43 protein-coding genes are annotated in these 24,729 nt (G+C 65.8%); 32 read left to right on the top strand and 11 right to left on the bottom strand.

All coding sequences use genetic code 11. From position 1 onward, the window contains the following. Positions 1 to 92: 92 nt before the first annotated feature. Together NQ036_RS03905 and NQ036_RS03900 are read right to left on the bottom strand one after the other, a co-directional pair. Positions 93 to 974, bottom strand: coding sequence for a formylglycine-generating enzyme family protein (locus NQ036_RS03905; protein ID WP_257057165.1), 882 nt, complete (start codon positions 972 to 974; stop codon positions 93 to 95). Next, positions 967 to 2,598, bottom strand: coding sequence for an arylsulfatase (locus NQ036_RS03900; RefSeq protein ID WP_257057163.1), 1,632 nt, complete (start codon positions 2,596 to 2,598; stop codon positions 967 to 969). Before NQ036_RS03900 ends, NQ036_RS03905 begins: the two co-directional genes overlap by 8 nt. A 102-nt stretch (positions 2,599 to 2,700) precedes the next feature. Between NQ036_RS03900 and NQ036_RS03895 the strand changes: the two genes are divergently transcribed. Then, on the top strand, positions 2,701 to 3,618 hold the full coding sequence (locus NQ036_RS03895; protein ID WP_257057161.1) for a bile acid:sodium symporter family protein: 918 nt from the start codon (positions 2,701 to 2,703) through the stop codon (positions 3,616 to 3,618). 26 nt (positions 3,619 to 3,644) lie between these two features. Here NQ036_RS03895 and NQ036_RS03890 read toward each other — a convergent pair whose 3' ends face one another. The 8 genes from NQ036_RS03890 to NQ036_RS03855 all read right to left on the bottom strand — a co-directional run bounded on the left by NQ036_RS03890 (position 3,645) and on the right by NQ036_RS03855 (position 9,237). Then, positions 3,645 to 4,064, bottom strand: a complete 420-nt coding sequence (locus NQ036_RS03890) for a Tad domain-containing protein (RefSeq protein WP_257057159.1) — start codon at positions 4,062 to 4,064, stop codon at positions 3,645 to 3,647. Further along, positions 4,061 to 4,492: a hypothetical protein gene (locus tag NQ036_RS03885; protein ID WP_257047032.1), complete on the bottom strand. Its 432-nt coding sequence runs from the start codon at positions 4,490 to 4,492 to the stop codon at positions 4,061 to 4,063. The genes NQ036_RS03890 and NQ036_RS03885 overlap by 4 nt, the downstream gene beginning before the upstream one ends. Beyond that, a complete protein-coding gene (locus NQ036_RS03880) occupies positions 4,489 to 4,875 on the bottom strand; it encodes a TadE/TadG family type IV pilus assembly protein (protein ID WP_257047033.1) in 387 nt (128 codons plus the stop codon). Before NQ036_RS03880 ends, NQ036_RS03885 begins: the two co-directional genes overlap by 4 nt. A 133-nt stretch (positions 4,876 to 5,008) precedes the next feature. After that, positions 5,009 to 6,442 carry a recombinase family protein gene (locus NQ036_RS03875; protein ID WP_257047034.1) on the bottom strand — a complete coding sequence of 478 codons (1,434 nt, stop codon included), beginning with the start codon at positions 6,440 to 6,442 and terminating at the stop codon, positions 5,009 to 5,011. 66 nt (positions 6,443 to 6,508) lie between these two features. Then, positions 6,509 to 6,937 (bottom strand): ImmA/IrrE family metallo-endopeptidase, encoded by a 429-nt coding sequence (locus tag NQ036_RS03870; RefSeq protein WP_257047035.1) that lies wholly within the window; start codon positions 6,935 to 6,937, stop codon positions 6,509 to 6,511. A 28-nt stretch (positions 6,938 to 6,965) separates the two neighbouring features. After that, entirely contained in the window at positions 6,966 to 8,111 is a 1,146-nt protein-coding gene (locus tag NQ036_RS03865; protein ID WP_257047036.1) for a hypothetical protein, read from the bottom strand. Continuing rightward, positions 8,111 to 8,638, bottom strand: a complete 528-nt coding sequence (locus tag NQ036_RS03860; RefSeq protein ID WP_257047037.1) for a DUF4365 domain-containing protein — start codon at positions 8,636 to 8,638, stop codon at positions 8,111 to 8,113. The genes NQ036_RS03865 and NQ036_RS03860 overlap by 1 nt, the downstream gene beginning before the upstream one ends. After that, positions 8,635 to 9,237: a hypothetical protein gene (locus NQ036_RS03855; protein ID WP_257047038.1), complete on the bottom strand. Its 603-nt coding sequence runs from the start codon at positions 9,235 to 9,237 to the stop codon at positions 8,635 to 8,637. Before NQ036_RS03855 ends, NQ036_RS03860 begins: the two co-directional genes overlap by 4 nt. A gap of 237 nt (positions 9,238 to 9,474) precedes the next feature. Here NQ036_RS03855 and NQ036_RS03850 point away from each other — a divergent pair, with 237 nt between their 5' ends. Further along, positions 9,475 to 9,762: a helix-turn-helix transcriptional regulator gene (locus NQ036_RS03850; RefSeq protein ID WP_257047039.1), complete on the top strand. Its 288-nt coding sequence runs from the start codon at positions 9,475 to 9,477 to the stop codon at positions 9,760 to 9,762. Between the two features lie 185 nt (positions 9,763 to 9,947). Here the strand turns inward: NQ036_RS03850 and NQ036_RS03845 are convergent, their stop codons facing one another. Next, a complete protein-coding gene (locus tag NQ036_RS03845; protein WP_257047040.1) occupies positions 9,948 to 10,283 on the bottom strand; it encodes a hypothetical protein in 336 nt (111 codons plus the stop codon). Positions 10,284 to 10,375: 92 nt separating this feature from the next. Here NQ036_RS03845 and NQ036_RS03840 point away from each other — a divergent pair, with 92 nt between their 5' ends. The 30 genes from NQ036_RS03840 (at position 10,376) to NQ036_RS03695 (ending at position 24,724) form a co-directional block, all read left to right on the top strand. Beyond that, positions 10,376 to 10,624: a hypothetical protein gene (locus NQ036_RS03840; protein ID WP_257047041.1), complete on the top strand. Its 249-nt coding sequence runs from the start codon at positions 10,376 to 10,378 to the stop codon at positions 10,622 to 10,624. Positions 10,625 to 10,677: 53 nt separating this feature from the next. After that, positions 10,678 to 11,502, top strand: a complete 825-nt coding sequence (locus NQ036_RS03835; protein WP_257047042.1) for a phage antirepressor — start codon at positions 10,678 to 10,680, stop codon at positions 11,500 to 11,502. Beyond that, positions 11,489 to 11,695 carry a hypothetical protein gene (locus NQ036_RS03830; protein WP_257047043.1) on the top strand — a complete coding sequence of 69 codons (207 nt, stop codon included), beginning with the start codon at positions 11,489 to 11,491 and terminating at the stop codon, positions 11,693 to 11,695. Before NQ036_RS03835 ends, NQ036_RS03830 begins: the two co-directional genes overlap by 14 nt. Before the next feature lie 31 nt (positions 11,696 to 11,726). Further along, entirely contained in the window at positions 11,727 to 11,981 is a 255-nt protein-coding gene (locus NQ036_RS03825; protein ID WP_257047044.1) for a hypothetical protein, read from the top strand. After that, positions 11,981 to 12,382, top strand: a complete 402-nt coding sequence (locus tag NQ036_RS03820) for a hypothetical protein (protein WP_257047045.1) — start codon at positions 11,981 to 11,983, stop codon at positions 12,380 to 12,382. The genes NQ036_RS03825 and NQ036_RS03820 overlap by 1 nt, the downstream gene beginning before the upstream one ends. Continuing rightward, entirely contained in the window at positions 12,376 to 12,729 is a 354-nt protein-coding gene (locus NQ036_RS03815) for a hypothetical protein (protein ID WP_257047046.1), read from the top strand. The genes NQ036_RS03820 and NQ036_RS03815 overlap by 7 nt, the downstream gene beginning before the upstream one ends. Next, positions 12,726 to 13,061 carry a hypothetical protein gene (locus NQ036_RS03810; RefSeq protein ID WP_257047047.1) on the top strand — a complete coding sequence of 112 codons (336 nt, stop codon included), beginning with the start codon at positions 12,726 to 12,728 and terminating at the stop codon, positions 13,059 to 13,061. Before NQ036_RS03815 ends, NQ036_RS03810 begins: the two co-directional genes overlap by 4 nt. Beyond that, entirely contained in the window at positions 13,051 to 13,653 is a 603-nt protein-coding gene (locus NQ036_RS03805; protein ID WP_257047048.1) for a hypothetical protein, read from the top strand. The genes NQ036_RS03810 and NQ036_RS03805 overlap by 11 nt, the downstream gene beginning before the upstream one ends. After that, on the top strand, positions 13,653 to 14,228 hold the full coding sequence (locus tag NQ036_RS03800; RefSeq protein WP_257047049.1) for a single-stranded DNA-binding protein: 576 nt from the start codon (positions 13,653 to 13,655) through the stop codon (positions 14,226 to 14,228). Before NQ036_RS03805 ends, NQ036_RS03800 begins: the two co-directional genes overlap by 1 nt. 20 nt (positions 14,229 to 14,248) lie before the next feature. Continuing rightward, positions 14,249 to 14,497, top strand: coding sequence for a hypothetical protein (locus tag NQ036_RS03795; RefSeq protein WP_257047050.1), 249 nt, complete (start codon positions 14,249 to 14,251; stop codon positions 14,495 to 14,497). A gap of 33 nt (positions 14,498 to 14,530) precedes the next feature. Beyond that, positions 14,531 to 14,857 carry a hypothetical protein gene (locus NQ036_RS03790; RefSeq protein ID WP_257047051.1) on the top strand — a complete coding sequence of 109 codons (327 nt, stop codon included), beginning with the start codon at positions 14,531 to 14,533 and terminating at the stop codon, positions 14,855 to 14,857. 6 nt (positions 14,858 to 14,863) lie between these two features. Then, positions 14,864 to 15,286 carry a hypothetical protein gene (locus tag NQ036_RS03785; protein ID WP_257047052.1) on the top strand — a complete coding sequence of 141 codons (423 nt, stop codon included), beginning with the start codon at positions 14,864 to 14,866 and terminating at the stop codon, positions 15,284 to 15,286. Then, positions 15,283 to 15,690, top strand: a complete 408-nt coding sequence (locus tag NQ036_RS03780; protein ID WP_257047053.1) for a hypothetical protein — start codon at positions 15,283 to 15,285, stop codon at positions 15,688 to 15,690. The genes NQ036_RS03785 and NQ036_RS03780 overlap by 4 nt, the downstream gene beginning before the upstream one ends. 165 nt (positions 15,691 to 15,855) lie before the next feature. After that, positions 15,856 to 16,083, top strand: a complete 228-nt coding sequence (locus NQ036_RS03775) for a hypothetical protein (protein WP_257047054.1) — start codon at positions 15,856 to 15,858, stop codon at positions 16,081 to 16,083. Then, positions 16,080 to 16,427 (top strand): hypothetical protein, encoded by a 348-nt coding sequence (locus NQ036_RS03770; RefSeq protein ID WP_257047055.1) that lies wholly within the window; start codon positions 16,080 to 16,082, stop codon positions 16,425 to 16,427. Before NQ036_RS03775 ends, NQ036_RS03770 begins: the two co-directional genes overlap by 4 nt. Beyond that, the gene (locus tag NQ036_RS03765; RefSeq protein ID WP_257047056.1) at positions 16,427 to 16,720 is read left to right on the top strand and encodes a hypothetical protein; all 294 of its coding nucleotides are present in this window, start codon (positions 16,427 to 16,429) and stop codon (positions 16,718 to 16,720) included. The genes NQ036_RS03770 and NQ036_RS03765 overlap by 1 nt, the downstream gene beginning before the upstream one ends. A 53-nt stretch (positions 16,721 to 16,773) precedes the next feature. After that, entirely contained in the window at positions 16,774 to 16,941 is a 168-nt protein-coding gene (locus NQ036_RS03760; protein ID WP_257047057.1) for a hypothetical protein, read from the top strand. After that, the gene (locus tag NQ036_RS03755) at positions 16,941 to 17,336 is read left to right on the top strand and encodes a hypothetical protein (RefSeq protein WP_257047058.1); all 396 of its coding nucleotides are present in this window, start codon (positions 16,941 to 16,943) and stop codon (positions 17,334 to 17,336) included. The genes NQ036_RS03760 and NQ036_RS03755 overlap by 1 nt, the downstream gene beginning before the upstream one ends. 130 nt (positions 17,337 to 17,466) lie before the next feature. Then, positions 17,467 to 17,625 (top strand): hypothetical protein, encoded by a 159-nt coding sequence (locus tag NQ036_RS03750; protein WP_257047059.1) that lies wholly within the window; start codon positions 17,467 to 17,469, stop codon positions 17,623 to 17,625. After that, positions 17,622 to 17,837, top strand: a complete 216-nt coding sequence (locus NQ036_RS03745) for a hypothetical protein (RefSeq protein WP_257047061.1) — start codon at positions 17,622 to 17,624, stop codon at positions 17,835 to 17,837. The genes NQ036_RS03750 and NQ036_RS03745 overlap by 4 nt, the downstream gene beginning before the upstream one ends. Next, the gene (locus tag NQ036_RS03740; RefSeq protein ID WP_257047062.1) at positions 17,834 to 18,001 is read left to right on the top strand and encodes a hypothetical protein; all 168 of its coding nucleotides are present in this window, start codon (positions 17,834 to 17,836) and stop codon (positions 17,999 to 18,001) included. Before NQ036_RS03745 ends, NQ036_RS03740 begins: the two co-directional genes overlap by 4 nt. After that, positions 17,998 to 18,351, top strand: a complete 354-nt coding sequence (locus NQ036_RS03735) for a hypothetical protein (RefSeq protein WP_257057157.1) — start codon at positions 17,998 to 18,000, stop codon at positions 18,349 to 18,351. Before NQ036_RS03740 ends, NQ036_RS03735 begins: the two co-directional genes overlap by 4 nt. Before the next feature lie 92 nt (positions 18,352 to 18,443). After that, a complete protein-coding gene (locus NQ036_RS03730) occupies positions 18,444 to 19,826 on the top strand; it encodes a hypothetical protein (RefSeq protein ID WP_257047064.1) in 1,383 nt (460 codons plus the stop codon). Further along, positions 19,823 to 20,149 carry a VRR-NUC domain-containing protein gene (locus NQ036_RS03725; RefSeq protein WP_257047065.1) on the top strand — a complete coding sequence of 109 codons (327 nt, stop codon included), beginning with the start codon at positions 19,823 to 19,825 and terminating at the stop codon, positions 20,147 to 20,149. The genes NQ036_RS03730 and NQ036_RS03725 overlap by 4 nt, the downstream gene beginning before the upstream one ends. Further along, positions 20,146 to 20,892 carry a hypothetical protein gene (locus NQ036_RS03720; RefSeq protein ID WP_257047066.1) on the top strand — a complete coding sequence of 249 codons (747 nt, stop codon included), beginning with the start codon at positions 20,146 to 20,148 and terminating at the stop codon, positions 20,890 to 20,892. Before NQ036_RS03725 ends, NQ036_RS03720 begins: the two co-directional genes overlap by 4 nt. Positions 20,893 to 21,101: 209 nt before the next feature. Then, positions 21,102 to 21,728: a DUF4352 domain-containing protein gene (locus tag NQ036_RS03715; RefSeq protein ID WP_257047067.1), complete on the top strand. Its 627-nt coding sequence runs from the start codon at positions 21,102 to 21,104 to the stop codon at positions 21,726 to 21,728. Between the two features lie 64 nt (positions 21,729 to 21,792). Further along, positions 21,793 to 22,104, top strand: coding sequence for an HNH endonuclease (locus NQ036_RS03710; RefSeq protein ID WP_257047068.1), 312 nt, complete (start codon positions 21,793 to 21,795; stop codon positions 22,102 to 22,104). Positions 22,105 to 22,472: 368 nt separating this feature from the next. After that, entirely contained in the window at positions 22,473 to 23,048 is a 576-nt protein-coding gene (locus NQ036_RS03705) for a hypothetical protein (protein ID WP_257047069.1), read from the top strand. Continuing rightward, the gene (locus NQ036_RS03700) at positions 23,038 to 23,298 is read left to right on the top strand and encodes a hypothetical protein (RefSeq protein WP_257047070.1); all 261 of its coding nucleotides are present in this window, start codon (positions 23,038 to 23,040) and stop codon (positions 23,296 to 23,298) included. The genes NQ036_RS03705 and NQ036_RS03700 overlap by 11 nt, the downstream gene beginning before the upstream one ends. Beyond that, positions 23,252 to 24,724, top strand: coding sequence for a hypothetical protein (locus tag NQ036_RS03695; protein ID WP_257047071.1), 1,473 nt, complete (start codon positions 23,252 to 23,254; stop codon positions 24,722 to 24,724). The genes NQ036_RS03700 and NQ036_RS03695 overlap by 47 nt, the downstream gene beginning before the upstream one ends. Positions 24,725 to 24,729 lie beyond the last annotated feature (5 nt).

Here is a 24,729-nt window from a genome sequence, read left to right as displayed (position 1 = left end):
CCGGGCCGCCGGTGCGGCGGAAGCCCGGAGAGGTGGGCTGTGGACAACGGCCGCCCGTCCACAGGCGGATGATGCGCCGGTGGCCGGTGGACTCACACGGCGCAGCGGAAGCCCAGATGGGTGCTTGCGGAGTCCTCCGTCTGCGGTTGTCTGGCCGCCGGCCGGTACCTGTGGCAGTATTCGGGAGCGCACAGGTGGGATCCGCCCTTGACGGTGAAGGTGTGCCGGTCCGGGCCGAGTGCGGCCGGAGCCGGTGCACAGCAGCTCCCACCGGGGGCGGCACCGGGCGAGGTGCCGGCCCGGTCGAAGGGACTGGCCGTCCATTCCCAGACATTGCCGATCATGTCGAGCAGGCCGAGGCCGTTGGGAGGATAGCTGCCCACCGGTGAGGTGGTCCGCCAGCGCCCGGTGTTGTGGTGGGGGAAGTCGCCCTGCCAGGTGTTGGCCATGATGCGCCCGCCGGGGTGGGGCTCATCGCCCCAGGCGTAGACGGTAGCGGCCCCGGGTCCGCGCGCTGCGTACTCCCATTCGTCCTCACTCGGCAGCCGCCTGCCGGCCCAGGCGGCATAGGCCAGGGCGTCGGCGCGGCTGATGTGCACGACAGGGTGCGAGTCCTTGCCGACAAGGTCGTCGTCGGGACCGTGGGGATGGCGCCAGTCGGCTCCCTGGACCCAGGTCCACCAGCGTTGCCAATCGTCCAGTGGGACCGGCCCGGGGGTCGGGGTGAATACCAGCGAGCCCGGGGTCCGACCCGGTCCCAGTGCCAGATCCGGGGGCAGGGGGAGTTCGGCCGTCGTCAGGTAGCCGGTGGCGGCGGTGAAGTCTGCGAACTGGGCGTTGGTCACCGGATGGGCCTCGAGGCGGAAGGCGGGGATGTGAACCCGTCTGACCGGTTTTTCCTCAGGATAGAAATCCTCGCTGCCGAGTTGTCCACAGCCGGCCGGTACGTCGATCAGCGCGGTCAGCTCAGACATGGCGGGCATCGTCGATGACCTGTTCGGCGTCGGAGAGCCAGCCGATCTGGTGCCAGTCGCCGTCGGGTCCGGGCCAGTCATTGACCCCGTCGGGTCCCGGTGTGGACCGGCCCCGACGGATCCGTTCGGCCAGTAGTTCGGTGAGTTCGGAGACGAGCAGTGGGTGCGCGGCGATGACGTTGTCGGTTTCCCCGGGATCGCTTACCAGGTTGTAGAGCTGGGCGGGCTCATAGGACGTGGTGGTGTGCGGGTCCTTGGGCACATCCATGCCGTCTCCGGTGGTGACGAACTCGAGCTTCCAATCACCGCGGCGGATGGCCAGGCCGCCACCGCCGGAACTGGAGATCAGGTCGGGGCGCACGGCCTCGTCGCCGCCCAACCACAGTGGGAGGTTCGATATCGAATCCTCGGCGGCGTCCTCGGGCACTGCCACGTCCAGGATCTGCGCGAAAGTGGCGAACAGGTCGCTGTGGGCGACGGTTCGGTCACTGGTCGTTCCCGGGGCCACTGTGCCGGGCCAGCGGATCACCGTCGGTTCGCGATGGCCGCCCTCCCAGATATCGGATTTGTGCCCGCGCCAGCCGTTCGAGGGATCGTGGCCCTGGGCGGCCAGGGTCTCGAAGCCCGCAACGCCCGATGGCCCGTTGTCCGAGGTGAAGACGATGATGGTGTTCCCTCCGGCGCCGGCGGCATCGATCCGGTCGACCAGCTGGCCCACGTAGTCGTCGAGCTGGAGTACCCAGTCGCCATAGGGGCCTTTGCCGCTGGCGCCCCTGTACTCGGCATCGGGGATGACGGGCCCGTGTACCAGATGGCTGGGTACGTAGAGGAACCACGGGGTATCCGGATCGGCCAGGAACCCGTCGAGCACGTCGAGCGCCCTGGCCTGGAAGTCGGAGGCGACACGGCCGATGTCGTAGCCGGGGACCATCGGGCCCTTTTGGATCTGCTGCTGTTGGGAGTCCGTCACCCGGTCGAGGTTGAATTGGTCGCCTGCGAAGACGCTGGGTACGCCCTGGGGCATGCCGTTTTCGAGGTAGACGTAGGGTGGCTGGTCCAGGCTGGCCGCCGTGATGAAGGAGTAATCGAATCCCACTTGGTTCGGGCCGCGGCGCACGGGCTGCGTGTAGTCGATGTCCAGGCCCTCGACATGCCACATATCGCGGGCTGCGAAGTCTCCGTTGCGGCCCATCCGGTTGGCGGGTTCCGGGTGTTCGTCCGCTGACAGGCCGAAGGCGTCGTAGTCGTTTCCGGAATCCTTGAGATGCCAGTCCAGCCCCAGATGCCACTTGCCGACCACGGCGGTGCGGTAGCCGTTGTCCTTCAGCAGCCGGGGCAGGGTCGGCCGGTCGGCCTCGACCAGGGCCATGGAGTCCCCGGGCAGGACCAGGCTTTTCAGCCGCGAGCGCCAGTTGTACCGGCCCGTCAGGGCGGCGTAGCGGCTGGGCGTGCACAGGGAACTCGTCGCGTGGGAATCGGTCATCCGCAGTCCCTGGGCGGCCAGGGCGTCGATGTGGCCGGTGTGCCAGCCGGCGTGGGGATTGAAGCAGGAGACGTCGCCCTGGCCCAGATCGTCGGCCAGGATGAACAGGATGTTGGGGGACTGTGATGGGGTTTCCGGCATGATGCTCACCTTTGTGTACTGGTATTTACTGCTGGTATTTTCCCGACACCTGTACACTATCGTGGGAGATCCGTATTCGGCATATGAACTTGAAAGATTAACATGCTGCACTTCCTCCAGATGGCCGTCGGCTGGCTGACTCCCGTCTTCGTCGTCAGCAGCATGCTCAACGTCGGCCTGACCCAGCATCCCCTGAAGATCGTGGCCCATCTGCGCAATTGGCGCTTCCTGGTGCGGATGCTCATCGTCAGTTTCCTGGTGGTGCCGGCGCTGATGATCCTGGCCGCCGACGTTCTCCACGTCGAAGAGGTCTATCGGATCGGCCTGGTGCTCTTCGCCTGTGCGGCGGGAGCGCCCCTGTTGATCAAGCTAACGGTGCAGAGCCATAACACCGTGGCCCTGGGGGCGACGGTCCAGCTCGTTCTGATGGTGGCCACGATCGTGTTCTTGCCCTTCCTCCTGCCGTTGTTCCTCGGCGATGTCACGGTCGACAGCTGGGCGATGACGAAGTCACTGGTGGAGCAGATGGTGTTGCCGATGGCCGTGGGCATGCTGTTGCTGTGCCTCGCCCGAAAGGTCACGGCGGTGGTGCAGCCATGGGTGGCGCGGATCAGCAGTATCGCGCTGTATGCGATGCTCGCGGCCTCGGTCATCGGGCATGCCCCGGCGATGGTCGATCCCGGCCTGTGGGTGGCCATCGCGGCCGGTGTGGTCGCCCTGTTGTTGTCGTTCTTCCTGGGCTATGGCAACGGCCAGGGCCGTCGGGAACTCTCCGAGATCGGCGCCCTGGGCACCGCGCAGCGCAACACCGCGGCCGCGATGATCGTGGCCCAGGGGAATTTCGAGGACCCGCGGGTGTTCATCGTCGTCGCATTGCTCAACACCTTCATGATGCTCATCCTGATGGTCCACGCCGCGCTGTTCGCCAAGGACGTCGACATGGTGTTGTTCGAACCGCTGATGGCCGATGAGCCGACCGTCCCCACCGGCACTGGGGCGCCGGCCGGGCCTGCGAAGTAGCCCCGTACGGATCCGGTGCGGCGGTCTCAGCGCCGCAGCCCGCCGCGCGAGCTCGCCGAGACTTCCAGTGTGATGCCGCGTGGAGTCAGGGGTGCGATGAGCACCGGACGGTAGCGCGCCTTGATGCGCACCTCGATAGAGGCGCCATGGGCGCTGCCGCGCACGGTGGTTGCGCTCAACCGCGGATCGGCGGCGGTGCGGGTCACGAAGCGCTTGGCGGCGGCTTCGACGCCGGCGTCCGTGAAATCGATCGAAGGAGCGTCACCCGTCCCCGGTTCGAAGGATTCGGCGGCGGCCAGTACGGCGGAGTCGGCGATGGCGTGCAGCCGGGCGCGGGCCAGATAGATATCGGTGATCTGTACGGCGAGCACGATGAACAGCAGGCCGATCGTGGTGAACCCGATGATGAGCGGCAGTGTCGAGCCGCGGTCGTCTACGGGCTTCATCGGAACCCACTCGGGGAGTCGGCACCGCTGCGCGCTATCTGGTCGGTGTGCGAGGCGCGCACCGTGACGGTGCCGGGGCCCTCGCGTCCGAAGATCAGCGCGACTCCTGGCAGAGGCACTCTGAGCGCCACCCGGGCGGTGACCAGGGTACCGGCGGCCCGGCAGTCTGTTTCGCAGTCGGTGGACAGGTCCAGGCCGGCGTGCGTGACGCCGAAGTCGGCGAAGTGCATGCGCGCGAGTTCGTGCGCCGTGGCCGAGGCCACCTCCGGAGTACGGGCGGCGGCCCTGGCGGCGTCCACCGCGGTCGCCTGGGCCGCCATGGACGCCGCCTGGATCTGTGCGAAGGCCACCAACAGGTAGATCAGCGGGATCAGCAGGACCACCGAGCCGAAAATGAACTCCACGGGTGCGCTGCCGCGATCTCTCATCGTCGGCCCTCCTGTGGATCCTCGGCCAGGGACCGGGCCGAAATCTCCCAGAGCCGTGGTCCGACCGGACCGATCAGGGGCACCGGCACCCGGACCGTCACGGTGACGATCCGCCCCGGGCCCGGCGCGTCGACGGTGATGTCGCGGGCATAGGCCTCGCCCAGGGACACCGAAAGCAGTTCACGGGCCGTATCGCGTCCCGCCGCGCCGCCCTGGTCGGCCAGGCCTGCCGTGCGCGCGCCGCTCAATGCGGAATCGATCACGGTATTGCGCACGTGCACCGCGAAGCCGATCTGCAGGACGGCGGCGAAGATCAGCGACAGCAGGCCGGCCACCAGGGCGAACTCGGCGACGGCCGAACCCCGGTCCTCGCGCAGCCTCATCGTGGCCTCACCCCGCCCGCCGGACCTTGTCCATGCTGTCGTTGAAGAACTCGGTGAAGGCCTGGCCCGCGAGTGCCCATAATCCGACTACCAATGCCGCAGTCATCACCATGACAGTCTCGTGAGGCTTCCGCTACTCATCTTCTGTCCACGCTGGCACGATCCGGATCGTACCGGCTGGCTTCCTGGGGGTGACGACTACTACGCGGATGAGGCGGGACAGGGCCTCCCTACGCTGGGTGACGGGGAGTACATCCCAGTGTGTCAGGATGTCCCGAGCGGCTGCAGACATGTCCACTGGCAGTCGTGCCCGCTCCGCCGCGGCCGCAGACCTCCGACTCGCCAGATCCGACAGATCGGCCTCCATCTCGTCGACAGCCCCCTGATAGGCGCCATGCGTGATAGCACCCTGCGCCAGGAGCACCGTGAGATGGGCACGGCTCTGCCCCAGCCGGTGGATCTGCCGGTCCATGTCGGCCACATCGGCCACGATTCGTGTCCGCCGCTGCTCTGCTGCTGCAGCTGCAGTCGTCGCATGATCTAGGTCGTCGGCCAGCCGGCGCAGCCAGTCCAGCACTGCCCGTTCCACATAGTTCGCGTTGACATACCCGCCACGATGGGTGTTCTTCTCGCTGGACTGCCTGCACCGATACTGGGACCGTTCCTGGGGAGTCCCACGCCGCCGGGTCCCTCCCGTCATCATGCCGCCGCATGCGCAGCGGATGAACCCGGAAAGTAGGTAGGGGGAGCGGGCCACGTTTCGCGGTCCAGACTGTTGCTTGCGGCGCCGCGCGAGGTACGCCTCCCATTCCTGAGGAGTGATCACGGCTTCCTGAACGCCAGGGAGAAGCTCGCCATGTGAGCGGATGAACCCGGCTCCGAACCCAGTATCAAGACAGCGGATGAGAGTACGCCGTGACCAGAGGGAATCCACGGAGTGGCCGTATCCGCTGGCAGGGTGAAGGCCCAAGCCGTTGAGCCACTCCACAATCGGGCCGGAGCTCTCACCGGAGACGAACCGCCTGTAGGCCTCCGCCAGGACGGGCCCGGTCTCAGGGTCAGGCTCGAACCCCTCACCGGCCCGCCGATACCCGAACCGCGGTTTGCCGTTCGCCGGCAGACCCATCGACACGCGCCGTGCATGGGCCTCCCGCCACTGGTCCCCGATCCGCTCCGACTCGAACGCCGCAAACTCCACCATCATCCCGCGCGCCAACCGACCATGACTGGTGGACACGTCAATGTCCTCCGTCGCCGACTCGATCCGCCCGCCGGCCACACGCACCCGGTCATCCGCCACCGCCCAATCCCGCCGCGACCTCGACAGGCGGGACCATTTCCACAGCACGATCACCTCAGCCTCATGCTCCTCGATCATCTCCATCGTCTGAACCACCGCCGGCCGCCGCCACGTCCGCCCCGAGATCCCCGGATCCGCCTTCACCGCCACCACCTGATAGCCGCGCTCCTCACAGTGTCGCCGGCACGCCGACTCCTGCAGCTCCAGACTGATCGACTCCTCCCGCGCCACAGACTGACGCAGATACAAAACTGCCCTATCGGACATGATGGTTCTCCTCGAAAATGGGGTGCGCGAACACCGCCACGGGCAGGGCCCGGGCGCTCGCAGTGGTTACGGTTGCTGCCAATGACCACGACACACAGAAATCAGCGCATCGCGCTCGCTGGTGGTGAGGCAGTGGAGGCGGTCGATGAGGACGTCCTCGGTGACCCAGAGGGCTTCGGCGGCCTCGGCCGTGCTGGATGCCCAGCGGGCCGCGTCCTCGAGGTGTTCGGGCAGGATGAGGCGCCGCGCGGTCTCCCGCCGTACGCGGGATTCGATAGCGGGCGATTGCCCGCAGGTATGCCCCCAGTCGACGTGCACGAGCTCATGGGTGAGTGTGCAGCGTCGCTCCGGCTGCAGGCGCAGGCGGGTAGAGAGCAGGATGATGTCTATGCCGTTGGTGGCGCCGCGCATGCCCGGGGGCAGGTCGCCATGCCAGGACACGACGACGTGCTCACGGGCCAGCAGATCGGCCCACGGATGGGGGTAGGGTCGCACGCTCGCAGCTAATCACGAGGCACTGACATCACTCGGTTGGTAGCACGGTGTCTTTCGCCAAGCCGATCGATTTCGGGGAATCGATCCGCAGCCGCCCAGACTGTGTGCGGACGAGACCTTGTACGATCACGGTCTCGCGTTGCTTGAACCAGTCGTGGACCGCTGCACCGTCTCTAGTCGATACGCGAACCGAGAGTTCGACAGATCTGTTTCGCCTTGTGGTGTCGATGGTCAAGTCGGCATAGGAAGTAGATTCTTCGTCCCGCAGCTGGACAATCGGGCCGGTGAAAGTCTCCAAGTCGTGCTTTGGCGGGCGGACGAACCTCTTTGCCGTACGCTCTAGAAGCTCAGCCGCCTCCGACTCTATGGAGAAATGATGCTCGATGCTTTTTGGCAGGTCGCCGCCACGCGGAGACCATTGGAAGTCGACGTCCAGTCGATCCACCATGGATTCTGAGATCGTGGACTCGACAGCAGAGATGAACTCACGGCTGATACCCAACATGACCAGGTGGTTGACGAGCTCCTTACCGGGCACAACCGCCGGCTCGATAACCTCACGGTACAAAGCATCAAGAGACTGGGCCATCATGCGAGTAGCACGCCGGCCCACCGATTCACCATGGGCCGTCTTCCCAAACACCTCATCGTCCTGCTTAAGCTCATCGACCTGCTCCGTCGTACTCGGTGCAGGACTCACGACAGGGACCAAGAGCGGCACAATGTACGAGCCCTCACGAGTCTGCCCAAAGCGGGATTGGGAGAGAAGAACATCCCCCGCCGTCGAGTAGTTACCATTAATCTGAGCAGTCTGGTTCCGCGAGGTGGTGGCGCTCGCTCGCAGGACCTGACGCGCCGTCTTGAACAGGTTATAGCCGGTATCTACTGGGACGGAGCGGGACCAACTGGTGCCGGCCGCACGGAACTCTGATACGTCGAAGCGGTTTGAGATGAGCGTCTTGGACAAGTCGGGCACAGAGATCTTGTCAGCGGCTGCTACTCGGATGAGCACATCAGACCACGCGGAAGTAGACGGACGCACGTCGTATGGGATGCCAACCTCTGCCTCGGACTGACTGTTGCGCCAGAGCTCGCCAGCCGGTCCTCGTCCGATGAGAGTCCAAGCGCCGTTTTTGAGCGTGGACGTGAGGTCTTCACGATCGATGTCGGTCATTACTCGCCTCCCATGAACTGTGATTTGATCTCGCGTTCCCAGTCTCCCACTGTTTCTGGAGTGAACAGGTTGCGCTTCGGAACGTGGATGGATGTCTGCTTTTCCAAGGGCTTCAAGGTAGTTCTGTCCAAGGGGGCCCAATAGGCAGACGTGTGGTGCAAAGTGCTGCCATCTTCGTAGTCGATCCAGTCAGCTGGTTCTTCCGGGACTTGGACGACGACAAGGTATGGGTGAACTAGCATGCCTGACCACAACTGGGCCCACTTGTCCTTGATCGGCCAGGAGATGTGGGGTTCCTGCTTTGTGAACGCTTTGGTAGTGCACTTGATCTGGATGCGTAGCGGGCTGACCTCATACTCAATCTGCCCATCGACACCGATCGTATCCTCGTCGGCCGACGTCTCACCGAAACCGACACCGAATTGCGTGCACACTGATCGGACGTATGCCACTCCGTAGCGGCCCTGGCGTTGGGTGGCCAGGTGGAACGTGCTGGCCGAATCCCATCCCGGCTTGAACCGGCTCACTCGCCGGTCTCCTCGTCGTCGCCGGATGCGTGGCCGTGGTCTGCGGCCAGGCCGATCATGTCCTTCGTGGACATGCTGTCAGCCCTGGCCTGCAAGGCTTCGATTTCCGGGCTCGGCCCGGGCCGGGTCTTCTGCTCTTGATTGTCGGTCGGGCGTGGTGTTCCCGGTGCCGGCGGGTCAGCCACGGTAGTGGCTTGGGCGTCGTGTCCGTCGTCTGTGGTAGGTGTGTCGTCGTCTTGTGCATCGCTGGTTCCTGCTTCCGCGTGGACCAGGGCCGAGAGCATCGCCAGGGCGGCCTTCCGGGACCGGGCCGACAGGTTGTCGACTCCGGGTGGGAGTTCCGCGGCGAAGGGTGGCCCTGGGATGGGCTTTCCTGCTGCGGTGAACGCCTCAGCCTCGGGCACGCCGGCCAGCCACGCGATCGCACGGATCGTCTCATCGGACGGGTTGAACTTGTAGGTCCCGTTCCGAATCCCGTTGATGGTGGTACCGACGATCTTGTGGCCATGCTTCTGTGCCAGCAGCCCAAGGGCGCGACCTGATGCTCCGCCATGCTTGGCGACAGCTTGGTCGATTAGAGCCTTGAGCGAGGTATTCACGAGGTCCAGCCTCCTGGAGTGCGCGGCGGTAGGTACAGAGAGTCAAGTTTTCCCATGACAACTGACAAGTACATAATCCCACACGATCACAGGGCAAAAGTAGGGTGAGGCCACTTGTCGGCTTGACAAGTAGATAACAAATCGCGCACACTTAACTTGTCAACAGGACAACAGGAAGGCAGAATGATGACGACACGCACGCGGCGACACCTCAACCTCGTACGGAAGGAGACGTGGATGAAGGTCAAAGACCCGGCGATGATCCGCCGAAAGCGGAAGAATCGCCAGTACAGCCAGCGCGACCTGGCATTCCTGTGCAAGCGCTCGCAGGCGGCGATCTACCAGATCGAAAAGGGCACGCTACCGACGATCACGGAAGACTTCGGGCTCCTGCTGGCGGCCCGCCTCGGCGTCGACTGGGAGGACCTCTTCGAACTCGAAGAAGCTGAATTCAAGCCCAAAGTGACAAATCAAGCGCACGCGACAAATAAGTCGCCTCGCGCTCGCGGAAAGGCGGCGGCGTGATGGCAGTACGATTCCCTGATTCGGATCGGCCCATGCACTACAAGGAGATGCAGCAGTTAGAGGGCACGATCGCGTATCTGTCCGGCCGGCTCCGAGAAGCGGAACGCGAGGCAAGCGGCGCACGGGAACAGGTCGGACAGCTATCGCAGGAGATCAAGAGCCTGCGGTCTCGAATCCGCGCTCAGTCACTCGGACTCGAGGATCAGCTCTTCACCGCCGACGTAGGCGACGGCAGTTCGCCCCGCACGTCGCGTGTCGTAAAGCTCATCCTCGTACATCATCCGGTCGGCTTCGGGAACACGCGGGGGAGCGGACGGGTCGAGGTGGATGACCTGGAGATCGTAATCCACGTGCGGGCCAACCCAGAGACGCTGCTCGACTCCGTTCTCATCCGGACCAACGACGAGGACGCCGTCATTGAACCCAAGGTTCTCTCGGATCACGAAATCGAGGTCGTTGTGGACCCTGACGTTCATCTGGATCGTGACGTTCTCGATGGTCAGCATGGCGAGTCCGCTCATGATTCTTCTCCTTCGGTAGGTGGTTCTAGGGGTAGCGCCAATCCTACCGAGGGAGAGGCCCGCAAAGGCCACGACGAGAAAGGGGCTGCGTGATGGACAGCTACTGGGCCACGACACCCGACGACACCCTGGACCTGCGCATCGACGAGTTCGGCCGGGACATCGCGCACTGCGTGGCATCGGGTCTGCCTGTCACCGAGAACGACCCGACCGTGGTGCTGTTCCGCGAGGCGATCGCCGAGCGAAACAGCCGGAACGCCGGCCGCCAGAAGGCGGAGGTCGCCAAGCCCCCGCACGTGCATGCCGGTCACCAGTGGGCGCGCAAGACAGAAACGAAGTGAGCCCCCACCTACGGCAATAGGCGAGGGCTCTGACCTCCAGGAAGGAGATCGAGATGAACGAGCTGAACATCTTCAACTACCAGGGTACCGAAGTGCGGACGGTCCTGATCGACGGCGGACCGTGGTTCGTCCTCGCGGACCTCATCCGGGTTCTCGGGCTCAAGCAGTACCGACAGGACCGATTGGGTGACGACATGATTCAGAATCACCCCATTGCCGACACCCTGGGGCGGCTGCAGAGCACGGCAGTCGTTTCCGAAGCGGGAATGTACGAGGTCGTCATCCGGTCGGATAAGCCGGAAGCGGCGGTCTTCCGACGCTGGATCACTTCGGAGGTCCTGCCTTCGATCCGCAAGACCGGCAGCTACGGGACCGGTGCGCCGGCGCTGGATGATCAGCAGATCGTAGCCCGGGCGCTGCAGATCACCACAGCGCAGATCGCCGAGTTGGAGCAGACGGTCGAGCAGCAGGCCCCAATCGTCGCCTACCACGAGCGGTATGTGGCGGAGTCCGACGACATCATCACGATCGAGAATTTCGCAGGCCAGTACCAGACGACTGGCCCGCGGGTCCGTGAGCTCCTCGATCAGAGGCGGTTGGCCACACGCAAGAAGGTCGGTAGTCACTGGTCCCGCAAGGAAAACCGCATGGTCGAGGACTTCGAGTGGCGGGCGCGGCAGGGCCAGCGGTCGTCCGAGTGGTTTGACCTGAGACCCCAGCACAATGCGCCGCGCCTGCACAACGGCCAGGTCCGACAGACGTTGTACGTCCGCCAGTACTACGCGCCCGACCTCGCCGGGCGCCTCGGCCTGGTTAAGTCCACCGCGGTAGAGGTACAGGCCGAGATGCAGTTGGGAGGCCCCGATGCCGACGCGTGATGAGGCGATTGCCGGCGCCGGGCAGATCCTGGCCCGCGGGCTGGTGCGCACCTACATGGAGGGCACGGTCGCGGAGGCCGCGGCTCGCGCGTACACGCCGGGCGGCCCGCCCCTGGCTGAGCTGGAGGCCCGGATCGCGGCACTCCGCGCCGGGGCCCTCCCCACCACAATCCCCGCGGCTGCTGCCGCATAACCCCACACCCATTACCCGATAGGAGACCCCCATGGAATCGCTGCTGAATCAGATGCTCAACGACGCCCAGACCGAACAGGCTGCCCAAGCCAGAGCCCGACGTCGGATGCGCGCGAAGCACGAGAGGCGCCGTTTCTTCCTCCTGTACACGCCCCCGGCCCTCGCCCTCTCGGCCGGCTACCTGGTCGCGGTCGTCCACGACAACGTCAGCGGCCAGATGGGCGCCCTGGCTGGCGTGGCGATCCTCGCCCTGGCCGCCCTGCTCATCGAGGACCGGTGCCACTGATGACACCGAGGATCACGATCCGCCGAGCCCGCCCGGGCCAGTGGGAGGCCCGCCACGACACGGCCGGCACCATCGCCCTGACCATCACCCACCAGGCAGCCCTGGCCGCCGTCGACGTCTGGACCTGGGGCCGCCCCGAGTACCGCGCCGATCGACAGCCCCGCATGATCAGGTGGCACCGAAACGACCCGTGCCAGGTTCGTCCAATTCTCGATGAGAGGATTCTGGCCCTGCCCAGCGAGGACGCGCCAGACACCACGGTCTACGTCACCCCGACCAAGGTGGCCCCATGCTTCGGCGTGGCTACCTTCCAAGCCATCGGGAGCCTGCGGAACCTGTTCATGCCTCCGCTGACTCAGGATGACGTGGCCCTCGTCCCGCCGATGGAGGCGCCATGCTGATCGAAGAACTCAACGCCAGCGACGACCGGTTCACGCCGGGGGAGAAGTGCGAAGTCGAGCACCGCGACGAGTGCTACCACCTCGCCCGCCCAGCGGTCCTCACCCAGACGGTGCCCCTGCGCGGCACCCCGCGTGAGCAGTTCGAGGCCCGCCTCGTCCGGATCCGCAACAACCACGTGACCGTCCACCACATCGACAAGGCAGCGCTCACGATCACCCTGATCAACAGCACCGGCGGCCACGAACGACTCATCTACCGCCCCCGCTCACCACACCCGGCACCGCGCTCGCTGACCCCGATCCCGATCTACCCGCAGGCCCCGGCCAGGAAGGACGGCACCCGATGACCTCCTACACAATCACGCCTGACGCGCGGTGCCTGGTGCACACGACGATCACGCACACGGAGACCACCCCGCCGGTGGCCGAGGGGTTCGAGCAGGTCCGACCGGGAACGGCAAAGGAGCAGTTCCTCAACCGGCTGAGCCAGCTCAGCCGCTCCCCGGTGGGCATCCGCAATGTCAAGGGCAACCATTCGACGCTCACGATCACCTACCTGCAGGGCTCCGTGGAGTCGGGGTTCCCGCGGTGGCGCCCGGTCGAAGAGAAGTTCCACAAGCTGACCACCCGGCCCAGACGGGCCGATGACGACGAAGAGGAGATGCACCATGCAGCCTGAAATCAACCCGCAGGCAGAACCCGAGCAGCAGCATGACGAGGCCCGGGCCCGCAAGCATCGGCGCGAGGATCATGCACGCGAGTACCGGCGGGGCCGCTGGTTCATGGCCATCGCCGGGGTCATCGCCGTGGTGTGTGGCCTGACTGCCGTGATCACCTCCGGCTTCCGGCTGGCAGCGAGAGGTGGTGAGCCCGGGGACATGGTGGCGCTGGTCGTCTCCGCGGTGATCCTGACCGCCGCGATGCTCATCGTCGGGGGCGGGTGGACGTCGCACGCACTGACGTACCGGCATGCTCTGGACATGGACCGGGCCGGCCACTTGGTGGGGTCCGCGGCGGCGGAGATCTTCGACCTGCGCATGCAGCTCGACGCGGTCCGCCGTGGCTATGAGGCGGCCGCCCCGGCACACCAGATCGAGCCGGAGAAGATCCGGAACCGTATGGCGATCGCCTACGTCAGTCAGGGCGGTGACATCAACGATTCGGACACGTCGGTGCGGTATGTGGCCGGGTTCAACGGGGACACGGGCCAGCAGGACCCGACCGCCGGCACGTTCTTCCACGTGCATGTCCCGACTGGGGAGGCTGCCTGATGGCCGGGGAAACGATCATCACGCTGGTTGGCAACCTCACGGCCGATCCGGATCTGCGTTTCACCCCGAACGGTGCCGCGGTCGCGAACTTCACGGTGGCCTCGACGCCGCGCACGTTCGACCGTCGCAGCAACGAGTTCAAGGACGGCGAGACCATGTTCCTCCGGTGCGCCGCGTGGCGCGATATGGCGGAGAACGTGGCAAGTTCCTTGTCCCGCGGGACGCGCGTGGTCGTGCAGGGACGCCTGCGCACCCGCTCGTTCGAGACGAAGGAGGGCGAGAACCGCACGGTATTCGAGCTCGACGTCGACGAGGTCGGTCCCAGCCTGCGCTATGCCACCGCGAATGTGCAGCGTAATGCCCGGCCGGACCAGCGCGCTCAGGCCGATCAGCGTGGTTACGGTGGCGGGTCGGATTGGGGTCGGGCGCCGCAGGGCGACCCGCAGAACGTCCACGGTGCTGGCACGGGTACCGGGCAGACGACCGACGACCCCTGGGCCTCCGCCGCACCTGGTGGTGGCGCTGATTGGAGTCAGCAGCCCGCCCCGGCCGATAACGGCGAACCACCCTTCTAGCCCTGAAAGGGGAACCCATCATGCTCAAGACCACCTTTACCTTCACCGCGGGGGTCCTGGTCACACTCGCCGGCCTCGTCGTGGCGGGCCTCATCCTTGAGGCCCGCGACCAGCCAGCCCCACTGCCGGACGTCGACGAGGACGTCGACGAGCCCATCCCCGAAGACGACGAGGAGGAGGACGAACCGGCATACGGCTTTGTGGAGATCGACGAAGACTGGTTCGGCCCCCACCACCTCCCGGGCTGGATGAACGACACCAACATCTGACCCGCCCGCACCCATCCCGAAAGGCCCCACACCATGAGACTCAAGACGAAACTCCGTCACTTGCCGTACCGCCCGTTCCCCGTCCGCTCCCGGTACACGCCGAAGTCCGCCCGCCGGTTCCGCAAGTACATCAACGCGCAGAACCGCCGCGCCGGCCGCGCCCTGGCCGACCTGCGCCGCGCCCACGGGATCTCCCACCAGGAACTCGCCGCCTGGACCGTCTCCCCGAAGCTCACGCAGCAGGACATCCACCGGGTTGAGACCGGTGTCGGAACGACCCTCGACTACGAGGTCTATGACGGGTTCCTCGCCGCGTACATCGACATGAGCCCCGCCGGCCGCGCCTGGGTTCGCAGGTGACCAGCCATGTGGCAGCAGACCCCACTCCTGATGGCCCTGCCCGGCGGCCGGGAGTTCGACCTGCCGCCGCGGTGGGACGGCCGGCGGGTGGCGTGGTCGCCCTGGGAGACGGTCAACCTCGGCTCCCTGGCCTGGCACGGCGACCCGACGTGCTGCACGGCCTGCGGCGTCATCGACGAGCAGTACCAGGTCACCGCGTTTGGAACGATCCACCCGAACCCGGGCGAGACCACCACAGAGCAGGCTCTCCGGCGCACCCGGTCCGGCCGGCTCTACACGGTCGACGTCCGGCGCCCAGCCCGCCCACTCAAGGACCTGTGCGCCACCCGCTGCCGCCACTGCGGCCACGACAGCATCTACCAGCGCTCGACCGACACCGCCTGGGACCTCGACGACACCGACTACACCGCAGAAGGGAGCACAGCGTGACCACCGCCGCACCGCAGACCGGGGACCTGTTCGACCTGCTGGACGACAACGACCGACCTGCCGAAGAATTCATCTACCTCGGCCTTGGGCTCCCGGACGCTGAATTCCGGGAGCAGTTCACCGTGGCCGTGGGCCCGCTCAAGGGAAAGAGAATCTGGCGCGATCGAAGATTCGGAGATCCGGAAGGGACCCGATACGGCATCGACCTAGAGACTCACGACCGCCAATGGTGGCACCAGTACCTGAGCGACGGGAAGTGGATCTTCAGCTGGGAGATGGAAGCCACCTGTCCAGCATGCGGGCAGAAATGGCGGCGCATCTACTCGCCGAACTTCACTCAGGAAGCCCACTGCCCAGCAGCAGCCGAACGCCCAGACCGACCGGTCAAAGGCTGGCAGCCATGACCGCGCACCCGCCCGGCGACAAGTTCTCACGATGCCAGCTATGCCAAGTCACCTGGCACTCATGCAAGATCCTCACCCGTGACCGCGGCCGCCCCTGCTGCCCCAACTGCAACCACAACCCACCAGACGACGATACGGGCAGCACGCAGAAGAAGGAGGAAGTGAATGAGTGACCAGCCGATGCCCGGCCATGAGGACTGTCCCCACGACCTCACCGAGGAGCAGTCCATGAACGGCGCCTATCAGCGCGTCTACCGAGTCTGCGAACACGAGCACCTAGAACCGGTACACGCGGCGACCCCGTTCGATCTGATCGACCCGGAGGCCGGCCCGATCGTCGCCGACCACTGCAAGTGCTGCAACCGAATCATCACACGAGAGGAATACCGATGAAACACCAGACAATAGAAAGCTTCCTTGACGCCGCGCATAGCGACCAGCTGCTGATGCGATCCGGAGGTGAAGTCTGGCTGGCCTGGGAGACCGAGGAAGGGGAATGGTTCGCGGCCCGCCCCCGGAACGAGGACGACCCGGTCATAGTCACTGGCGACCGGTGGCGCCCATGTGGCCCGACCCTGGTCGAAGACCTGAAATTCCCCATAGAGGTCGTAGAGGCCACTGCCGCGTTCAACGCCCAGCGGGCCATCAACGATCTGAACCGGCGCACGAAGGAAGCAGAGAAGGCCTACTCGGACGCCGGGTGGGCGAGGCACATGGACCGCCAGGGAGGCGCGTGATGCCTGATCTGATCGCGGAGACGCTGGCCCGGCATCAGGCGGCGATGGTGCATGAGGCTGGGCCGGATATAGCGATGGCATGCGAATGTGACGACACCTACCGGACCTACCGCCAACATGCCGCCCACCAGGCGGAAGCCGTGCGTGCCGCGCTGCTGGGAGACGAGGCCGTGGAGATGGCCGCAGATGCCGCCGCAACTCATACCGCGATGCTCGGACGTACCTGGAGAAGTGCGGAGAACATGGCCCGGGCCGTCCTGACAGCCGTCACGACGAAGGAGGAAGAGGAATGAGCTGGACAAGTCCACTGCCAGGGAACCCATACGTACCAGGGCCGGAGGCCTCAATGTCGGCTGACCAAGGGAAGTTCCAGGCGCTCATGGCCCAGGCATACGAGACGCGGACGGCGACGCTGGTGGCCTATCTGGCGATGGTCAACGACCCGGACCGAGACCCGACGCCGGGCGAGATCGCCCTGGAACAGACGGTCGCACAGCGATTGGGGATCGAGTGATGAGCGAAAAGGAGACGCTTAAGGGCTACTTGGCAGAGCGCCACCGGATCGCAGCCGCGGCCACACCAGGTGAGTGGAAAGCCGACGTCGATGGAGAATTTGGAATCCTGCCGGGCATCATCCCAGACGACACTCACTACGGGGTCGGGAGCGCGGCGGACATCAGAGCCATCGCAGATGCACGCGCAGCGCTCCCACACCTCCTGACGGCCCTGGAAGGCGTGCTGCAGGTGCACCAGCCGATTGAAGCCGTCGACGAGCTGGGGCGGACGAAGCGCCCGATCCGCGTCTGCGCCGGGTGCGGGACGGATTCGGGACAGTGGCAGCTCTACCCCTGCCGCACTGTGCGCCCGATCTGCGCGGCCCTGGGGGTGGACCCAAATGAGCGGAGCTGAAGCGCGTATCGCGGTCTATGACCCGAACCGAGGCCAATGGATCATCGCAGAAGGCCACTTGGCCGGCGATGGGATGACGATCACCCACGGATACGAAACGCCTGACCTTATGACACGACTAGGCACAACAATGCCCCGCAGTGCTCGCACCACGATCAGCCTGACCATCGAGGTCCCGGTCTACTGGATCGTCACCGACGAGTACATGCGCCACTACCGGCCCGCCGCGGCAGATGACCCGCAGCTCGACCGGTCCCGCCAGATCAACAGAGGAGACGACCACCAATGACTCGTCCCAAGAAGACCGCTGCGTTCGCAGCTGCTCTCGTCCTCGCTGCCGTAGCCCTAGGCGGATGCGCAGGCCACGCGGAGAGCGGAAAGGGCCGCCTGACCTCGGACACGGTGAAGCTCAAGGACGGAAGGTCCATCGAGTGCATCTATCTGGACGACGTCAATCGCCAGGGCCAGGGCGGTATCTCCTGCGATTGGAGCGCGCAGTGAAGATCAGCCTGACCCTGGGCCTGTCCATCACACGCGCCCAGCCCCAGCCCGGCCCAACTCCGGAGCCTCTGCGCGAGGTCGACATGGGCGCCTACCTGGAGAACGCCGGACACCGGCCGGTCGGTTTCCACGCCCCACTGCACACGGAGGAGGACGACGAATGACAACGATCATCCTGGGCGACGGCAAGACGATCGACGAGTCCAGCGGCGTCTACAAGCCGCTGCGGCAGGTCGTGAACCTGGCCCAGGCCTACTACGAGCGGCCTGACCGCAGTCCGGCATCGCTCTACCTGCACTGTCGCCTCCGCACGGCTTGGGCGCACTACGCCCTGGCCGACACGTCGAAAGCCCAGATCGTTTACGGCCGCGACAGCACCGACCAGACCCGAATCGACGTGATCTGGATGGTCGAGTGGCGCGACGAGATCAAGCTCGCCGAGGTCATCGAACCAACCCTGAACCTGCCTCGGGCCGTCGACGTCTACCCGTGGATGAACAGGCCCACCACCTAACAGCACGCGCCCACCCACAACGGTGCCGGCAAGTCCCCACGGCCTGCCGGCACCCACCCCTACCGCACACCACCGCAAAGGACACGAACCGCATGTCATGGGCCAGATTCGGCGACACCTCCGCCAACCACCCCGTCGTCAACCGAGCACTGGCGCTCGCCGACGCGGACGAGCGGATCGCCAACGAACTCTTCGGGTTCGTGGCCAGATGCGCGCTCGAATCCACCGCCCACAACATCGAGTACAAGATCCCCAAGGGCACCGCGCTCGCATTCGGTGGTTCCCCTACCCGCGCCCGCCTGCTCATCGACGCGGCGATCGCCTGCGGGTACTGGTCCGTCCCCGCCGACCCGGAAGCGGACTATTACGAGCTGCTCCAAGATGACGACTTCATCCACCTGGTCCCGTACGAGGAGCGGGAATGGGCGAAACAACAGAAGCGCGACCGGAACAAATACCAGATCGTCGTACCCGTGCGCCTGCGCGACGGTGACGGCTGCCGGTACTGCGGCCGCGTCGTCCAGTGGGGGTCGAACAACTCGGCCATGGCAGGCACCTACGACCATCTCGTCCCCGGCGTCGAGGCCGAGACGATCTCGGATCTGGTTGTGGCCTGCCAGAGCTGCAATGGCAAGTTCGGCGACATGCCCGCCGAGGACAAAGCCATCCACCTCATGCCCGTCCCGCTCAGCCCCTACCTCAGCGAGTCCACAGTGACGTGGCTCCGGGGCTTGAAGTGGGTCATCAACAACAATGTGAAGATCCCGTCCCCGTCGAAGCGCCAGTCCGCTCCGGGGGCACAGGTGTATCTCACCAAGAAGACTTCGGCCGGCAGCCAGCCGGTCAAGAACGCAGGCGGTCCGCAGGGCATCCCCACCACGGTGGGTGGCCCCGCGCCTGCAGCTGCTGGCCCGAAGGGTCCCCACACCAGGGACGACCCCGCAGCAGCACCCACGCCCGGTCCGAGGGAAACAGCCGCCAGCCAGGCGGCACCGGACCCCGCGGGCGTGGCCCAAACCGCTGGCCCGCGGGTCCCCGACCACCAGCCAGGTGGCCGGGACGACCCCGCAGCGTCCACGCCTGGTCCGCAGGGCATCCCCACCACGGTGGGTGGCCCCGCAGGCGCGGAAACCTCCGGTCCGAGGGAAACAGCCGCCAGCCAGGCGGCACCGGACCCAGCGGAGGACAAACAAGCACTAAGGCAACCCTTAGCGAGCGCGAAACCACGCGAGCGCAAGACCGGGTTGCAGGGTGTCTCACCTGGGAAAACACGGGCCATGCCACGGCCTGCCCGATCCTGCCCGGAACTGCCCGAAGGCGACTCCACGTCGACGGGCAGTTGCGGGTCGGGTCGGGACGGGTCGGGTAGGGCCTTGTCAGGAGGGGACGGGGCTGGGACTGGCCGGGAGCACGATCCTGCCAGCCTCAGACCTGCCCCTGCTCCTGGCACTAAGAGAAAGCGACGCCGCAGATGAAAGCCGCCGACTACCGCGCACTCCAAGCTCGGTCGTGGACAGAGGCTCAGTTCCAATCGCAGGTTGTGGCGATGGCTCGCAGTCTGGGTTGGATGAGCTATCACACTCACGATTCACGTCGGTCTGATCCGGGGTTTCCTGATCTGTGCCTCGTCCATCCTGGTCGGGCTCGGGTGATGTGGCGGGAGTTGAAGACGGAGACAGGCAGGCTTCGACCGGCGCAGAGGGATTGGTTGGGGGCGTTGGCTGATGCTGGGCAGGATGCGGGCGTGTGGCGGCCGAGTGATTTGGTGTCGGGTCGGATTGGACGGGAGTTGAGATGACGGTTTCGAAGCGGGAGTTCCAGCGGGTGTTGGCGCAGTTGGTGGTGTTGGTGGGTGATTTGGAGGTGACGGTGCAGCGGCGTGATGTGGTGGCCCGGAATCAGGGTGGCCATGGCGTGGCGGGAAATCCGTTGGTGTTCAATGTGGGTGCCGCCGAGGTGCTCGATGGGATTCGGGCGCTGGTGCAGGAGGTGTATGTGGCCGGCGTCCGGGTGGGGAACTTGAGGCAGTCGGGGTTCGTGTACTGCTCGGACGTGGGGGAGTTGGTCCGGGCGGCGTGTAAGTGGGCGTGGTGGATGGCGCGTCGGGATGAGGCGGACGCCTGGTTTGAGCGTCTGTCCGATCTGCTGGTGCGGGGTCTGCGTGTGGTGGATCTGCCGGTGGAGCGGGTGAGCCTGGGGGACTGTGGTGCCATTGTGGCGGGCGGGGAGTGCTTCGGGCAGGTATGGGCGGTCGAGGGTGAGCCGGTGGCGGAGTGCCCGGACTGCGGCGCCCGGTGGGACGTAGCCGAGAGGCAGGCGGCCCGGGTGGCCGAGGCTGCCGGGTATGTGGCCCGTCTGTCGATCGTGGTCGGTGTGCTGCAGCGTGAGGGCGTGCCGGTGAAGCTGGGTACGGCGAAGCAGTGGGTCAAGCGTGGCCGCCTGACCGCGGTGGATCGGGACGATGATGGGGTGGCCCTGTACGCGGTGGGGGACGTGGCGGCGTTGGCTGAGGCCTCGCGCGCGTCTCGGGCGGCGTCTTGACATTCGGCGGGTTTGTACCCTACCTTGAAGGCATAGTCGAATGATTGTCGGAAGGGCCAGGTTGAGCGTTGCTCACCCTGGCCCTTCTGCATGTTCGACTGTTCCTCGGGGTCACGCCTGATGGATGGGGATGGTTACCGGGCCCGGGCTTCGTGGGGAGGCTCGGGCCCACACCACCGGCAACGCTGGTTGCCGGTAGCATGGTGGCCATGAAGATCCCCACACTTCCCATAGTCCTGACCGTCGCCGGCGTCCTCGCATTGGCCGGCTGTGGTTCCAGTGACTCTGCCCCGGCCGAGACTCCGGCAGCATCGCCGGTTGAATCGATCGTTGATACTGCTGCTGATGAGCAGGCTGCCGATGATCCGAACGGAATCACCAAGGGTGCGACTGAAGAGTATATGAACTCCGATCAGACGGACCATTACAAATTGCGGGTACTCAAGAGCGAGACCAGCACGAGTATTAAAGACGGTGGGTCGAATCCCGATTACGACGGTGGCAATGACCGATACACCACGGCTAAGCCGAAGCAGGGAAAGCAATTCCTCGTCGTCGAATACGAAGTTGAGAACGTCGGTAATAAGCCGTCGATGCCAAGCCTGACCCCGATGGCGGGAATCGGGAATGGATCATTCGCCCAGACCGGCGCCGATGACGATATCAGCGGGAACCTGAGCCGGGAGAATGATGAGGCCTTCGGGCAGTTCATCAACCCCGGTGACAAGGTGAAGGTCATTGCAGTCATCTCGGTCCCGGCCGATGCCAAGCCCGAGTACTTCATCCTGTCAGACCCGGCCTTCGACGGCACCGCGCAGGTGCCGTTCAAACTGTAGGACCAGCAGCAGGCGCGCGGCCTCGACCATCACGGTCGGGGCCGCGCGGGTTTGGGGAGTGAGCATGGCGGCGTCGCGCACGGGCACCACGAAGTGGATGCGCATCCGCGACCGTCGCATCCAGGCTGCGATCAACGACGGCCTGACGCACTGCCCGCGCTGCCGTGTGGTCCTCGACTATGAGCGAGGGAAGCGGCCGAACTCGGTCGAGGTCGATCACATCGTCCCTGCATCACTCGGTGGTCTCGACGTTTACGAGAACACGCAAGTGGTGTGCAGGCGGTGCAATCAGTCGATGGGGGATAAGCAGCCCCGCCGGCGGAAGCAGGTGCGCCGGGCCCGGGAGATTCGGCCCACGGTGGCAGCCCGGTGGTAGCCCGGTCGGGGTATTCGAGGGTATCCCGTCCGGGTGGTATCGCCGGGTGGTGGCGGGGTTATCAGACTAGTGTTATTCTTATCCGGTAAAGAGGTACCCAGGGGGTATACCCCAAAGGGGCCTGATTCCCGTACCCCGCGGCATAGCGAAATATCTCCCCGATATTTTTCCAAATCTGTCCCCGGAAATGTGGCATAGGCCCGATTGGCACCACGATTTCCCAGAAATGCCCAGCGATTCCCCGAATGAAGCATTTGACTTGGCTCTGATTGTGGCCCTTCTGAGGCGATTCCCTGACGGCATCAAATCACACGGTATTAACCCTGGTGAGAATAGTATTTCGTAACGCGCCCCGATAGAATTGGGGTATGGGGAAATGTGAATGCGGGAAGGATATCGCGCCGGCCGGTCGTGGCCGTATCCCGCGGTACTGCTCGAACGCCTGCCGGCAGCGCGCCTACCGCGCCCGCCGGGCAGCTGGCCCCCAGGCCCTGCCGGAGCGGATGACCTCCCGGGCCCGCTGGACCCGCGCCGCCGGCAAACGCCCCCTGACAGTCCGCGGTCGGCCCGCCTCCTCGACGAACTCCTGGACCTGGACGACATTCGACCAAGTCCAGGACGGGCCCGGCGACGGCTACGGCATCATGCTCGGCGGCGGCCTCGCCTGCTGGGACCTCGACCACTGCATCGACGATGCGGGCGCGCTCGCAGCCTGGGCCGCGGACCTGCTCGCCGGCATCCCGGACCCCGTCTGGGCCGAAGTCTCCCTGTCGGGCCGCGGCCTGCACATCTTCGTTGAGGCGCCCGAGGCCCGGGGCCGCCGAGACGGCAACATAGAGTACTACTCCCGAGCGCGGTTCATCCGCGTCACCGGCAACCCTTGGAGGAAGCATGGCCGTGAAACTGCACGCCGTAGCCGCCGAGGAACCCCACGTGCAGCCTGACCAGCCCGAGGCCCAGTCCGTCGCCGCCGCGGCAGCCGCCGGCGACCGTGTCGGGGAGCTCGCCGCGATGCGCCGGCGGATCGCCCGCGCGATCGACGATGAGGGCACGCCCGCCCGGGACCTGGCCGCGCTGACCCGCCGGCAGATCGAGATCGGCAAGGAGATCGAATCGCTCCAGGCTCAGGAGGAAGAGGAGGCGACCCATGGTGGCGTCTCTGAAGACGAGGCCTTCGACCCGGACGAGGTCTGAGCGGAAGCTCTCGGAGGTCGCCTCCCACCTGGTCATCCCCTCGGGGATCACCACCACCGCCTGGCCCGGCGTCCGTGACCGCTGCGCGAGCTTCGGCGTGGGCTTCGACCGGTGGCAGACCGGCATCGGCCAGGTCGCCCTGGGCAAACGCGAGACCGGCAAGTACGCCGCGGGCATCGGCGGCGTCGTCATGTCCATCCCCCGCCAGGTCGGCAAGACCTACCTGATCGGCTGGATGCTCTTCGCGCTGGCCACGATCCTGCCGAAGCTGACTATCATCTGGACGGCCCACCGCACCCGCACCGCCGACGAAACGTTCATGGACATGTCGGCCATGGCCAAGCGGCGCCGCGCCGCGAAGCACGTCGCCAACATTCGCTCGGGCAACGGCCGCCAGGAGATCGAATTCACCAACGGCTCCCGGATCCTCTTCGGCGCTCGCGAGTCCGGGTTCGGCCGCGGTTTCGCCAAGGTCGACGTGCTGGTCCTCGATGAGGCGCAGATCCTCTCCGAGAAGGCCATGGAGGACATGGTCCCGGCCACGAACGCCGCACCCAACGGCCTGGTCTTCATGATGGGCACGCCACCGCGGCCCACGGACCCCGGAGAAGTGTTCACGAATCGTCGCCAGAAGGCCCTGGACGGCAACGAGAACACCCTGTACGTGGAGATGTCCGCCGACAAGGACGCGAACCCGGACGACCGCCGCCAGCTGCGCAAGGCGAACCCGTCCTACCCGCACCGGACCTCCGAAGAGGCGATCCAGCGTATGCGCGACCTGCTCGGCCCCGACAGCTTCAAGCGTGAGGGACTAGGCATCTGGGACGAGACCCTCAAGCGCAAGCACCCGATCCCGAAGGCACGCTGGGACAAGCTGCGCGGCACCCCGCCAGACGAGGGCATCGACGCGTTCGGCATCAGGTTCTCCGCAGACGGCGCCGAGGTCGCGCTCGCCGCGGCCCGCCGCGACCCAGACGGCCAACTCTTCGTCGAGGGCATCCGGTCGGCGCCCATGTCCGCCGGCACTCAGTGGCTCGTCGACTTCCTCGTAGACCGCAAGGACACCGCCGCGCAGTTCGTCATCGACGGCCGTAACGGCGTCGGCTACCTCGTCGAAGCCCTCCGCGAGGAAGGCGTGCGCAACAAGCGGCTCATCTGGACGCCGACCGCAGACCAGGTCATCACCGCCCACACGATGTTCCTCGAGGCCGTCAAGCAGGGCACCCTGTCCCACTCGGGCCAGCCCGAACTCGACGCCCAGGTCGAAGGCGCCGGCCGCCGCGCGATCGGCAAGGCCGGCGGCTGGGGCTGGGAAGCCCCCGAAGATGGCTCCGTGACCCTGCTCGAAGCCGCCACCACCGCGGCCTGGGCCGCCAAGACAACCCGCCGCCGTCCCCGCAAGGGAGGCCGCAAACAGATCCTCTAGAAGGG

The sequence above is a fragment of the Brevibacterium sp. 91QC2O2 genome, from assembly GCF_024580695.1.
GTDB classification, from domain to species: domain Bacteria; phylum Actinomycetota; class Actinomycetes; order Actinomycetales; family Brevibacteriaceae; genus Brevibacterium; species Brevibacterium moorei.
The sequence above is the reverse complement of the archived record's forward strand: the minus strand, read 5'-3'. Positions and strand labels throughout refer to the sequence as shown.